The organism is Prosthecobacter sp., from assembly GCF_049294395.1.
GTDB lineage: Bacteria > Verrucomicrobiota > Verrucomicrobiia > Verrucomicrobiales > Verrucomicrobiaceae > Prosthecobacter.
Genome location: NZ_JBAQCR010000052.1, coordinates 39996 through 52843 on the forward strand (window position 1 = coordinate 39996; position 12848 = coordinate 52843).

The window sequence follows — 12848 nt, forward strand, 5'->3', positions numbered from 1 at the left end:
AGAGTCGAGCATAGTACTCGGGACGAGCGTTTGCGCCAGTGAAAAATCAGGGGTGGGGAAAGTCAGGGTGGAAAGCGCGCCCATGGGGTCATTCTTTCCGCCGGAACCAGACCCATGGCAGGGCGAAAGCGGCAGTGATCAGCACGGTAAGCACGCCAATCATGGCGGTCATGCCCAGGGTGATGAGCCCGCGATTGCTGCCTACTGCCAGGGCACCGAAGCCCAGCCCGGTGCTGAGACCGCAGTAGGCGAGCGAACGGCCCAGGGAGGCGACGCGTTCGCGGGTCATGCCGGGCTCACGCAGAGAATGCATGACATGGATGGTGAAATCGAGACCCAGACCCAGGCAGAGGGGGATGGCCCCGACGCTCATCAGATTCCAAGTCAGCCCCCAGGCGGACATGCCACCGAGCAGAATCCAGCCGCTGGCTGCGAGGGTGACGAAGGCGAAGGCGCGCTCACGCCAGCCATGAAACACGAGCAGAAACAGGAGGCAGGCGATGACGACGGTGGGCACGCAGACGTACAGGATTTCACGCTTCAGCAAGGGCTCCAGAGAGGTGCGGAGGAAGGCCCAGCCGGCGGGATGAGCATCCGGAATTTTTTCCAGTTCATGTAGGATGGGGGCGTTTTCCAGGGATCTCTCCGGGGAGAGGCGAATGGAACCCATCGCCATCAAACCGTGTTTGTCGTGCTGGGAGACAATGCCGCCGAGATTTTCGAGCACGATGGGCTTGGGCCAGAGCGGCAGCGCTGTTTTGGCTGCAGCCCATTCACGCAGCTGCTTGAAGACATTCTGCGTCAGGGCATAGGCGACGTCGGTGAATCCGGCGGCATCGATGGCTTGCTTGAATGCGTCTTCGCGTGCGGCGAGGGATTGCAGCGCGGCTAGATTTGCCTTTTGCGCGTCCGCATCGGGAACCAGTGCAAGCGGCAGCAGCTGGGCTTCGACTTCATCGCTTTTGAGCGTTTTCTGTGCGGAGAGAATGCTCTGGCGCAGGGCGGTGGCATCTGCGGCAGCGAAGACCACTGGCACGTTGCGTCCCGGCTCATTGCTGGTGTTCAGCATGCGTTGCTCGATATCTTCCAACACATCGAAGGCCTCGCTCTTGTCAGGACGCAGGACGGCAGAGCCGAAATCCATCTTCGGCAGACCCTTCCATCCCACCACCGCCGTGGCGGCAATGAGGGCGATCAAGACGAGCCACACCATGATGCCCTGCATTCTCATGGCCAGGCGAATGCTGCCGTGATGCTCCTCCAGTTTGCCTGTGGTCATGCCCAGAGGCAGAAAGCCGAAGATCATGACCGCTGCGCCGATCAGTACTCCGAGCGCCGACAGCACACCGAGCTGCGCCACGCCGGGAAGCTGGCTGAGGCCCAGCATGGCAAAGATGCCGGCAATGCTGACGGCCGACCACGTGACACTGGGCAGCGCCCGCCGGCAGATGCTGCCAAATCGTTCACCCGGATGCTCGCGTGACACATGGAGGCCGTAGACGCCAAAGTCCTCAATCAATCCGGTGAGGATGGCCGCGAAGCCCATCGACATCACATTGAGAGAGCCATAGATCACACCCGCTGTGCCGAGCGTGATCAGGTTGGCGCAGAGAATGGCGAGCAGCAGCCAGAGCAGGGGCTTCACACTGCGGTGCAGCAGCCAGAAAAGAAAGCCGACAATGAAGGTGACGGCACCAATCGACTGCCGCATGTCCCCTTCCATGCCGGTGGCGATTTCGGCTTGGAACGCCGGGTCGCCGGTGAAGCCGATCTTCACGCCCGCGAGTTCTTTTTGCTGGGGCAGCCATTCCTCACGCACGGCCTTCTTGATCTGCGTGAGCCAGGCATTGGCCGCACGATAATCAGCGAGCGCCTGCCCCGGTGGTGTGACAAAGAGCAGGCGCAGCGTGCCATCGGTGCTGCTGAATTCATCGCTCATCAGGCTGCTCATGTCCCCTCCCCCGCTCATGAGCGCCAGCGCACCGCGTGCGAGGCCGAGAGGATCATAGCCGCTGAGCGTGGCGTTTTGCAGATCCAGAGAAGAAGCTGCGGCTTCCTTGGATTTGGCGAGCAGAGCTGTGAGCGAAGCGGGATCAAGCGAGGTGATGAGCTTCGCCACCTCCTGTGGCGGTGCATTGAGCCAGAGATAGGCGACGACTTCGGCGATGATCGCAGGATCGGATTGCAGCAGGGATTTGCTGCGAACGCTGGCGCAGAGCTCTGGCTTGGCGGCCAGGTGTTCGGCCAGTGCGTCTGCGGTGACTTCGGCGAGCGCCGGATCTTCGGCCTGAACGGCGATGAGGAGCAGGTTGCGCTTCTGCTCGCGCAGCAGGCGTGTGCCCTGCAGTCCTGGCAGCTCCTGCGGCAGCAGGCTGAGAGGATCCACATCGAAATCCAGCCGTGAAACGCCGAACGCTCCCGCCACGATGACGAGCAGGACAAAGAGCAGGCGGAGATAGGCTGGTTTCATGCGCGGCTGAAAGAAGCGGAGTCAGGCGGGAAGTCCACTGTCGAATGTCTTGACGTGTCCTCTGCCTCCCTCCAGCATCGCGGCCATGTTTCTCCTTGCCGCAACCTCGGCCAGCTATTGGCCCTTCTTCGTTCTCGCTGTCAGCGTCGTTTTCATCATCATTGCGATCAGCAAGCTGCGCATGCACGCCTTCGTGGCGCTGATCCTGGCGGCCATGCTGGCGGGGCTGCTCGCCAACAAGGACTCGTGGGACATTGTGCAGAAAGACGGCAAGGTGAAGGCGATGTCATCCATGGTCGGCGTGGTGGAGATGGTGTCCAAAGGACTGGGCGACACGGCACGTGACATTGCGATCTCGATTGCGCTGGCGGCGATCATTGGCATGTGCCTGATGGAAAGCGGCGGTGCTGACAAGGTGGTGCGCCGCTTCCTGGCCTTCTTTGGCGAGAAGCATGCGGGCTGGGCGCTGCTGTGGAGCACGTTCATCCTGAGTGCGCCGATCTTTTTCGACACGATGTTCATGCTGATGGTGCCGCTGGCGATGGCGCTGCGCATGCGCACAGGCAAGGATTACACGCTCTACCTGATGGCGATCTGCTGTGGTGGTACCGTGACGCACTCCATGACGGTGCCGCATCCGGGCCCGGTGGCCGTGGTGGATGATCTGCATCTGAACGTGGGTGAATCAATTATCGGCGGCATGATGATCGGTGCCATCACCTGCGTGTTTGGTTTCATGTTCAGCAAGTGGTTGAACCGTCGTACCGATGTGCCGCTTCGTGCCATCGGCGGTGTTTCTTTGGATGATCTGAAGGGCGTGAGCGCGAAGTCTGAGAGCGAGCTGCCGAGCTTTTTCTGGAGCATGACGCCGGTGCTGCTGCCGATTATTTTGATCAGTCTGACGACGGTGTTTGAACTCGCGCACAAAGGCGCGGCGACCGGCGCAGGCTGGGGTGTGTCGCTGGTGAATCTCTTCGGTGGTGATCAAGGATTCACCGCCGCGCGTGCCTGGGTGGACTTCATCGGCCACAAGAATATTGCGTTGTTCATCGGCGCGGCGATCTCACTCGCCGTGCTGGCCAAGCAGCGCGGCCTGGGTCTGAAAAAGATCGAAGATCTCGTGGGCCCGCCGCTGGAAACCGCAGGGATGATCATTCTCATCACAAGCGCGGGCGGTGCCTTCGGCCTGGCTCTGCGCAGCGCGGGTGTGGGTGATGCCGTGCAGGCACTTGCTCAAGGCTACAGCCTCAATCTCGTGCTGCTGGGCTGGCTCGTGGCCGCCGTCGTTCGTGTGGCCCAAGGCTCCGCCACCGTGGCGATGCTCACCACTTCTTCGATCATGGCCCCGATGTTGGTCGGCACGCAGCTCGGCTGCCATCCGGTCTATCTCTTCACCGCCATCGGCTTCGGCGCGATGTTCTGCTCCTGGATGAACGACAGCGGCTTCTGGGTGGTGAACCGCCTGAGCGGCATGACCGAGAAGGAAACCCTGCGCACCTGGTCGTTGCAGCTCACGGCGGATTCGATCATCGGGCTCTTGGTGACACTCACCTTGAGCAAACTGCTGCCGATGGTGTAAAAGTTCCGTGCTGTCATGAGTGCGAGAGAAGTGATTGAGCTTTACGATGGTTTGCCTTTAGGACCCTTGTAGCTCAATCATCCGATATTATGTACAACGGATAACCCAAGAGGTCGTTCACCCGTCGACGCTCGCCTTCGTATTGGTAAGCTTGCTCATTTGTGAGATATCGTTTTCGATAAAGACTTTTGATCTTCCTCGTCTCGGTTGCTATTCCACCAATATCTTTCAGCTTATCTATAGGGTGGAGGTCTCGACCTCTACCATACGGTTCAAATTCTTCATTTACGTAGTCGAGGAAATTTTTGCCTGTAATCTGATTGATCACTGCTTGAAGCGCCGATACCCCAGAAAAAACAGTTGAGAAACCATGGTTATCCCAATGGCACTCGGTGAGGTATAAAAACGTCCCTCTCCAGTCGTATGGTTTGTGGCTGTATAGCTGGGGCTCAGGATCGGAGATCCAGATGGCGATTTGAGACAATCCCTCTACTCCTTTGTATTCATCCGATGGAATGATAATCTTTTGAGCAGTCATCGCCTCTAATACAAAACGACAACTCTGGTGGTTATCCTGCTCGTTCATCTGCACCGGTCGTTGATAGCTCACATCATTTTGTGCTTTGAGAAAAGCCTCGATGAGAACTATTTTGTCATGCAAACTCAATTCTGAATCAGGGCGATTCGGCACATGATCTGGAAATGTTTCGACCAACATCTGCTGAATTTCAGCACGTACTTGCTCTGAATATTGGGAAACCAATTTGATGTCAGTATATAGATACTCGAGTAGTTTTTTGGCCATATCCTTCACAAATTTGGTTCTTGAAGTAGAGAGACAATTTCCTTGAGTCGTCAATTACGCATTTCTCTACTATTTGAAGATATGCGACTACTTGTGCATCTTGACAGCAGGACTCGCTGGCCGGATGACTCGTGAAGCATGTCTGACATCGCCACGCATTCCCAACTCAGCGCACTGATCCGCCACCGTCGTTCCATCAAGCCGGTGGACATGGATGCGACGCGGAGTGTGGAGCGTGCACTGCTCACGCAGGTGCTGGAAGATGCGACGTGGGCGCCGACGCATGGCTTGACGGAGCCGTGGAAATTCATCGTGCATCAAGGCGCGGGTCGCGCGCTACTGGCGGAGACGATGCAGCGGGTTTATCGCGAGACGACACCCGCTAATGAGTTCCGCGAGGACAAGATGAAGAAGATGAGCGAGAACCCATTGCTCTCACCGGTGGTGATCGCCTGTGTGATGGAGCGGCGCGGTGGAGCCAAGATTCCTGAAGTGGAAGAGATCGAGGCAGTGGCCTGTGCGCTGCAAAACCTGCAGCTCTCCGCCACAGCGGCTGGGCTGGGATGCTACTGGTCATCCCCTCCCCTGCTGGGCACGCGTGAGTTTTCAGAGTATCTGCAAATCGGCGCGGAAGATCGCTGCGTGGGTCTCATTTATCTCGGCTGGCCGCGTGCCGGGCTGAACTGGCCGAAGAGCGTTCGGCAGCCCGTCGAATCCAAAACCCAATGGCGCGATGACTGAGTGGTTCACCCATGCCTGGCATAACACGGCGCATTTTTTTACCACGATGCCGTGGCAGATGTGGGGCGTGTGGTCGCTGACCATCTGCCTGCTTCTCGTGGGCATCATTGGTTCGGTGGTGCCGTTTCTGCCGGGGCCACTGCTAATTTTTGCGGCAGGTATTTTGCACACCGTGCTGCGTCCTGAATCCGGCATGAGCACCTGGGGCTTTGTGATTTTATCACTCGGACTGGTGCTGTCTTATGTCGTTGATTTCGTCAGCGGTGCGATGGGCGCACGCTGGTTTGGCGCGAGCCGCTGGGGCATCGCTGGTGTGTTCATCGGCGGCATTGTGGGCATGTTCTTCATCCCCTTTGGTCTGGTGCTGGGTCCGCTGATCGGCGGTGTTTCCTTTGAGCTGATCTTTGCCAAGAAGAGGCTGCAGCCTGCGGCGAAATCGGCCTGGGGATCGTTGCTGGGTACGGGTGTGGGCTTGGTGCTGCGCCTGATCGTGGCGCTGGCCATGGTGGCCACATTCTTCCTCGATGCGCTGGTTTGGTAACTTCAGAACCGGCTAAAGCCGGGACTACAATACACGGAACTCAAGCCTTGCCCTGCAGCAGCATGCGAGCACCAAAGACGACGAGGATGATGCCGAAGATGCGCGTGAGTGTTTCGTTGCTCATCGACTTCAACCAGCCTGCGCCAAAGTAGGCGAAGATGGACGCGGAGACCGCGGTGATGGCGGCGACTTTCCATTCCACGAAGCCATGCCTGGCATTCTGCGTGGTGGCCATCAGCGCGGTGGGAATGATGATGGCGAGCGAAGTCGCGACGGCCGTTTTATGCGGCAGCTTGAGGAAAAGCACAAACGCAGGAACCATCACGACACCACCGCCGACGCCACACAAGGCGGCGACTGCGCCGCTAACGACACCAATGGCAAGACAGGCGAGAATCGTGGACGTGGGCATGATGAATCAGCGGGATTGTCGGGCGAGCAGGCCGACGAGGAGGCGCTCAAGAACAAGCTTGGGATCGAGCGATGAAGTGACGAGCTTCGAGTTGGCGACGAGACAGGCTTTGAATCCGGCGTGGAGTTCTTCGAGTGAGAAGTTGCCGGTCTCGGGGATGGCGAGAAACATCGGATAGGCGTTGAAGCCGGTGCCGTCTTTTTTGCGTGGCAGATGCGAGGTGGCCGTCGAAGGCAGGCTTTCCAGCGAGGAGCAGAAGCCGGCGTAGTTGAACTTGTTGATCTTGTGGCGTGAGCCGAGGTCTTTGATGAGCAGCAGGCTGCGCACACGTGGCACGATGGCGGCGAGCAGCAGGCCGATGGCGTTTTGCCCCTGATACATGAGCGTGCTGAGCAGCTCGAGAGCGCGCGGCAGATCGCGTTTGCCGATGGCATTGCCGAGATCCCACAGCACACCAGCGCGGCTCATGGACACCATGCTTTGCACGGTCTTCAGTCCAGCGCGGCGGCGCTCGCCGAGAAAGAGATCGATCTTTTCGAGTTCGTTCTCCATCTGCCGTGTGTCATCGCCGGCCATCTGCACCAGGAGTTCCAGCGCACCGCTTTCAAAGGTGATGCCGAGTTCCTTGGCTTTGCGTGAGGCCATGGCGAGCACCGGGCCTTCCCATCCGGCGCGGGAGGTATCCGGCTTGTCGAAGACTTCGAAGGCGGCGATCTTCGAGATGCGCTTGTAGGTGCTGCGGCGCTTGTCGATGCCAGTCGCACTGATGACAAAACTCACGTCACTGCCGAGGCCGCGTTCGATGACATCGAGGATGCGTTCGAATCCGTTCACCGCATCCTGGCCACGACCCGCACCGGAGTCCCCGAGGAAGTTGGCGTTCTTGAGCCACACCACTTTGCTGCCGCCGAAGAAGGGCAGCGTCTGCAGAGCCATGCACACGTTGGAGCAGATGTTGCCGGCGTGTTCGGAGTTGTCGGCGGTGCCGTCGATGATGTCGTTGCTGAAGTCTCCGGCGTCCGGTGGTGTGAGGCTGCGCACGAGGATGAGCGCGGCTTCCTTCACGCGCGCTTCATCGCTGCCGATGAAGACATTCACCTGGCTGGCAGCGGTTTTTTTCGGCGGGGGCATGCTTCACCGATGGAGCAGGATGCGCATGGCATCAAGCTTTGCGGTGCGTCTGCGAACTTGACATTCTTTCAGCGATTTGATGAAATTAGGTCAAATCCATCTACCACCATGAAAACATCAATGATTGGGTCCAAGGTTTCCACGGCAGTCGCGCTTTTGACGACTGCTTTTTTTATGTCTGCCGCCGGCTTTTCTGCGCAAGCGGAAGATCTGAACGCCGTGTTTCAGCAGGGCCGCGCCGCTTACTACAAGGGTGACTTGGACACGGCGTACAAGCTGCTCTCCCGTGTGGCCGCAGCGAACCCGAAGCACGCCGAGACGGCGAACATGCTGGCTTACATCCGGGCCAACTACCAGCCGAAGGACAACTCACTCAAAAACCAATACGCCGCCGTCATTCTGCCGAAGGTGTCCATGGATGACGTGACGCTGAGCGAAGCCATCGAGGGTCTGCGCGCGCTGTCCAAAAATGCGAGCGGCGGCAAAGTGGTGCCCAACGTGATCGTGAAGGGCGAGGAACTGACGAAGAAAAAGCTCAGCCTCTCACTGGCCAACGTCCCCTTGGACGAGGCGCTGAATTACGTGACGCAGCTGGTGGAAGCCAAGGCGACCTATGACAAGCATGCGGTCATTCTGACCAGTCAGGCGGACACGATCACGTCCACGGCGACGGCGACCAAGTGATTTGTTATTAATCTGATAATGAATGATTTAGGTGTAGAAACGTGCCGAGAATGACCGAGGAAGATCACGATAGGTGGTATCAGCGCCAGATTGCCGATTTCCCGCCCCTCCGGGCAAGGCAGCTTGGGAGGTGTGGAGCCGGTGGCTGCCCATCTGGCGTGAGCGTGGCCGCATCGAAGACTATCCGCGTGGAGTTGTATCTGCCGAACGGTGAATGAGGATCGCAGCTAGGGTGGCAGATTTGCTCAGTGACTTGGAATGTTCGTGACATCATCTGAGCACAAAAATGGGAGAGCTTTGGCTCTCCCATTCAAATTATTGGCTGCCTGGCTTTCTCAGTCGTTGAAGAAGTGACGTCCGGTCTGGCCGGCTTCGGTCTTGTTGTCCACTTCCCAGTACACATCTTCAAAGATGGACTCGGGTTCTGGATAAGGGCTGGCCTTGGCGAACTCGGCGGAGTCGTCCGCTTCCTTCTGCGCTTCCTTGTCGATCTTCTTCAGCTCCTCTTCGGTGGCGACACCTTCAGAGAGAAGGTTGCGTTTCCACACCTGAATCGGGTCATGATCGTTTTGGAATTGCTCGACCTCTTCCTTGGTGCGGTACTTGAACTTGTTGGCGTCAGCGACGGAATGCCCTTCCCAGCGGTAAGTGGCGATTTCGATGATGCTCGGCTTGGACTGGGTATGTGCCCGCTCAATGGCTTTGCTGACTCCGGCGCGGACTTCGTAGATGTCTGCACCATTGAACTGCTCCCAGGCCATGCCGTAACCTTCAGCGCGCTTGGCGAGGAAGTCGGTGTAGGCGGAGGAGCGCTTCTGGCTGGTGCCCATTGAGTAGCCGTTGTTTTCGATCACATAGATCACGGGCAGATCCCACAGCTCGGCGAGATTCAGAGATTCATGGAAGGCACCCTGGTTCACGGCACCGTCGCCGAGGAAGCAGAGTGCGGCACCTTTGAGGCCGCGGTATTTCAGACCGTAGGCGAGGCCGAGGCCCAGCGGGGTCTGACCGGCCACGATGCCGTGACCGCCCCAGTAGTTTTTGTCAGGCGCGAAGTAATGCATGGAGCCGCCCTTGCCGCGGGAGCAGCCGGTGGCCTTGCCGAAGAGTTCGGCCATGCACTCGTTCATGTTCATGCCCACTGCCAAGGCGTGAGCGTGATCGCGATAAGCGGTGATGACGTGATCGTTTTCGCCCATCACGGAAACCGTGCCGACGGCCACAGATTCCTGACCGATGTAGAGGTGGAGGAAACCGCCCATGCGACCGGCTTGGTAGTGCTGAAGGGACACCTGCTCGAAGCGGCGAATGCGGACCATCTTGCGGTAAAGCTCCACCTTGTCGGCGGCGGTGAGCTTCTGATTGATCGGGTCGGCAGCGTGTTTTGTGGGGGCGTTTGCGGAGGCCATTGGTGGGGGCGATACTAGCGGGAAGCATGCCGGAAGCAAGCATCGTGTTTGAACTGCGGCAGGGGAGAATCGGCCTCCTATGCGTGGGATAGAAGACGTGAAAGTCGGTGGCTGAAAAGGCATTCTCTGATGCGTTTTTGCGAAACAGATTTTCCGGTAGGTGAGCGTGGAGAGGCTCGGCGGCGGCTTGAGGACCGCCCTATCTCGTGCTGGGACGTGCATGCCCAGCGCTGGTAGGGCTGGTTGTCCTCAACCAGCCGGCGTCAGAGCCCAAGGTCTTCGAGCACGAAACAGCCTGCTAAACGGAAATGAGTTTCGCGAACCGCTATAAAGCTACGCTGAGCGACCAAAGGGCTGATGGGCACTCATGTTCGGCGTCGGTGTGGTAGCCTTACGGGGAGATGAACGTGGGGTCGCGCGAATGGCATTCGGCCTGCCGGAATGGGTGATCGGCTTACTTGGTTCGATATCTTTTTTCAGCCAAAGATGAGGCAGGCGACCGCGAGTTAGGGCTGGGTGATTGGATTCAAGACGCTTTCCCCTTCCCCGTTCGGCATGTATTAGACAAGCATCATTGGCCCCGTCGATGGTGCTTCAGCGTTCCTCTCCAGCTGTTTGGACTGTGGTCTCAGGGTCCGTCGGCAGCGTTGTACGTCCGGGCTATCTCAGCCTCCTTTTCAATCTCAGCGATCATGGACGTGGCCTCATTCGGAGCAGGTCACCTGTCCGCTGCAAATGCATGTGGCCGGAATTCCGCGTCCGCAGGGAGCTTAACCTCCCTCCTCTTCCACCCCGATCATCTGCCACCTCCCCTGCCCCACCCTGTCAGCTGGCCGCTTTTATCCCCTCCTTTTGATTCTTCTGGCGTGTGATTTCATCCCTCAAGCTCCCCATTCGACACTCCATGGGCAGCTCTTTTTCACCCTCGAAGACCGCTCGCTCCGTCTACTATCCCTCCCCCATTGGCTTCACTAACCCCTCCACTTGGCCGTCTTCCCCCGACTCTGAAACGCGGTCTACGATTCCCTTTTGTTCCACATGGAACAATTTCCGGCCTGTGTTAGTCTCATTACCCCCATGCCAACCAGCCTCTACACCTTCCCCAAGCACTACGACGTCATTGTCTGCGGAGCCGGCCATGCCGGGGTGGAGGCCGCCATGGCGGCTGCACGGCTCGGTTGCCAGACGGCCATCCTCACTCAGAACCTCGATACCATCTCCCAGATGTCCTGCAACCCCGCCATCGGGGGCTTGGCCAAGGGTCATGTGGTGCGCGAGATCGACGCCCTCGGCGGGGTCATGGGCCGGAATACGGATGCCACCGGCATCCAATTTCGCATGTTGAACGCCCGCAAGGGGCCCAGCGTCCAGGCTCCCCGTGCCCAATGCGACAAGAAGGCTTACCAGTTTCGCATGAAATGGTTGATCGAAAATCAGCCCAACCTCGACCTCCATCAGGGCAATGCCGCTGAGATTTTGGTCGAAAACGACGCCATCACCGGCGTCCGAACCAGCCTCGGAATGATCTACCGGGCCAAGGCGGTGGTCATTTCTTCCGGCACTTTCATGCGTGGCCTCCTCCATGTGGGGCAGCAGAACCAGGCGGGCGGGCGCATGGGGGACAGCATTTCGACCCTTTCCGACAGCCTCCGCGAACTCGGTTTCGACGTCCAGCGCTTCAAAACCGGCACTCCCTGCCGCCTCAACAGCCGCAGCATCGACTTCTCCAAATGCGAACTTCAGCCCGGAGACGAGCCCGCTCCGCGCTTCAGCTACCTCTCCGGCACCCTCCCGGAGGACGAAGATGAGGCCCCAATCGAGGGTGCTACTCCCCTTCCCGGCACCGGCCCCAACCAGTTTACCCTCAACTCCTGGGCCCCGGAAAAGTTCCACGTGGAACAAATTCCCTGCTGGATTACCTACACGACCCCCCAAACCCACGACATCATCCGGGCCAATATCCACAAGTCGGCGATGTATTCTGGCCGGATCGAGGGGGTGGGACCGCGCTACTGCCCCTCCGTGGAGGACAAGGTGGTGCGCTTTGCGGAGAAGGAACGGCACCAGATTTTCCTCGAACCCGAGGGCCGCCACACCCGCGAATTCTACGTCAATGGCGTCTCCACTTCCCTGCCCTTCGAGGTGCAGTATGACTTCATCCGGTCCATCCCCGGCCTCGAAAAGGCCGAGATCGTCCGCCCTGGATACGCCGTGGAGTATGATTATTGCCCCCCTACCCAGCTCCACCCCACCCTGGAAACCAAGCGCGTTTCCGGCCTCTACTTCGCCGGGCAGATCAATGGCACCTCCGGCTACGAAGAGGCCGCAGGTCAGGGCCTCATCGCCGGGGCGAATGCCGCACTCAAGGCCCAAGGCCGCCCCCCTTTCCTGCTCCAGCGCAGCCAGGCATATCTCGCCGTGATGATCGACGACCTCGTCACCAAAGGCACCACGGAGCCCTACCGCCTCTTCACCTCCCGAGCTGAGTATCGCCTCCTCCTCCGTCAGGACAATTGCGACCTCCGCCTCACCCCCTTGGCTGCCGCCATCGGTCTTGCCTCCCCTTTCCGCATCCGCCATACGGAGGCCAAATCCACCGCCCTCGCCACTGCCCGCACCCTGCTGCAGGAGATCCGCCTGGACGGTGTGACCCTCGAAAAATGGCTGCGCCGACCCGAAAGCATTCCCTCCCAGCTGCCCGCCGAGATCTACTCCCAGTTCACACCCGAGGTCTGGAGCTTGGTCGAAAACGACGTCAAATACGCTGGCTACATCACCCGGCAGGAAGACATGGTCGCCAAAACCTCCCGCATGGAGGAAAAGATGATCCCCGCCGACTTCGACTACCACGCCATCCCCGGCCTCAAAACCGAGGCCAAACACCGCCTCACCGCCCTCCGCCCCGCTACCCTTGGCCAGGCTGCGAGAGCCCAGGGCGTGAATCCTGCGGACATTGCGTTGCTTGCTGTGATGCTGAAGCGCGGCAGCAAAGATCTCGAAGGCACCGATGTGGGGGCCTAGCCTTCGCTCTTCAACCGTGACATGACGTCCAGAGATCTTGGTTTTGCGCGCCTCT

Annotated in this window: 10 protein-coding genes; 5 read left to right on the top strand and 5 right to left on the bottom strand. The window is 59.0% G+C overall.

Annotation, left to right across the window (positions count from 1 at the left end):
• Window positions 1-88: 88 nt before the first annotated feature.
• Window positions 89-2470: an MMPL family transporter gene (locus tag WAW39_RS03445; protein WP_422315798.1), complete on the bottom strand. Its 2382-nt coding sequence runs from the start codon at window positions 2468-2470 to the stop codon at window positions 89-91.
• An 85-nt stretch (window positions 2471-2555) separates the two neighbouring features.
• Between WAW39_RS03445 and WAW39_RS03450 the strand changes: the two genes are divergently transcribed.
• Window positions 2556-4049 carry a GntP family permease gene (locus WAW39_RS03450; protein WP_422315800.1) on the top strand — a complete coding sequence of 498 codons (1494 nt, stop codon included), beginning with the start codon at window positions 2556-2558 and terminating at the stop codon, window positions 4047-4049.
• A gap of 73 nt (window positions 4050-4122) precedes the next feature.
• Here the strand turns inward: WAW39_RS03450 and WAW39_RS03455 are convergent, their stop codons facing one another.
• Window positions 4123-4854 carry a hypothetical protein gene (locus WAW39_RS03455; RefSeq protein ID WP_422315802.1) on the bottom strand — a complete coding sequence of 244 codons (732 nt, stop codon included), beginning with the start codon at window positions 4852-4854 and terminating at the stop codon, window positions 4123-4125.
• Window positions 4855-4992: 138 nt separating this feature from the next.
• On the opposite strand from WAW39_RS03455, the gene WAW39_RS03460 reads away from it, so the two are divergent.
• The gene (locus WAW39_RS03460; protein ID WP_422315804.1) at window positions 4993-5595 is read left to right on the top strand and encodes a nitroreductase family protein; all 603 of its coding nucleotides are present in this window, start codon (window positions 4993-4995) and stop codon (window positions 5593-5595) included.
• Window positions 5588-6136 carry a DUF456 domain-containing protein gene (locus WAW39_RS03465; protein WP_422315806.1) on the top strand — a complete coding sequence of 183 codons (549 nt, stop codon included), beginning with the start codon at window positions 5588-5590 and terminating at the stop codon, window positions 6134-6136. Before WAW39_RS03460 ends, WAW39_RS03465 begins: the two co-directional genes overlap by 8 nt.
• 40 nt (window positions 6137-6176) lie before the next feature.
• Here WAW39_RS03465 and WAW39_RS03470 read toward each other — a convergent pair whose 3' ends face one another.
• Window positions 6177-6548, bottom strand: coding sequence for a TSUP family transporter (locus tag WAW39_RS03470; protein WP_422315808.1), 372 nt, complete (start codon window positions 6546-6548; stop codon window positions 6177-6179).
• A gap of 6 nt (window positions 6549-6554) precedes the next feature.
• Window positions 6555-7679, bottom strand: a complete 1125-nt coding sequence (gene holA / locus WAW39_RS03475) for a DNA polymerase III subunit delta (protein WP_422315810.1) — start codon at window positions 7677-7679, stop codon at window positions 6555-6557.
• A 108-nt stretch (window positions 7680-7787) separates the two neighbouring features.
• Between holA and WAW39_RS03480 the strand changes: the two genes are divergently transcribed.
• The gene (locus WAW39_RS03480) at window positions 7788-8363 is read left to right on the top strand and encodes a tetratricopeptide repeat protein (protein WP_422315812.1); all 576 of its coding nucleotides are present in this window, start codon (window positions 7788-7790) and stop codon (window positions 8361-8363) included.
• Between the two features lie 335 nt (window positions 8364-8698).
• On the opposite strand, the gene pdhA is transcribed toward WAW39_RS03480, so the two are convergent.
• The gene (pdhA, locus tag WAW39_RS03485) at window positions 8699-9772 is read right to left on the bottom strand and encodes a pyruvate dehydrogenase (acetyl-transferring) E1 component subunit alpha (RefSeq protein WP_422315814.1); all 1074 of its coding nucleotides are present in this window, start codon (window positions 9770-9772) and stop codon (window positions 8699-8701) included.
• 1077 nt (window positions 9773-10849) lie between these two features.
• On the opposite strand from pdhA, the gene WAW39_RS03490 reads away from it, so the two are divergent.
• Entirely contained in the window at window positions 10850-12793 is a 1944-nt protein-coding gene (locus WAW39_RS03490; protein ID WP_422315816.1) for a tRNA uridine-5-carboxymethylaminomethyl modification enzyme MnmG/GidA, read from the top strand.
• Window positions 12794-12848 lie beyond the last annotated feature (55 nt).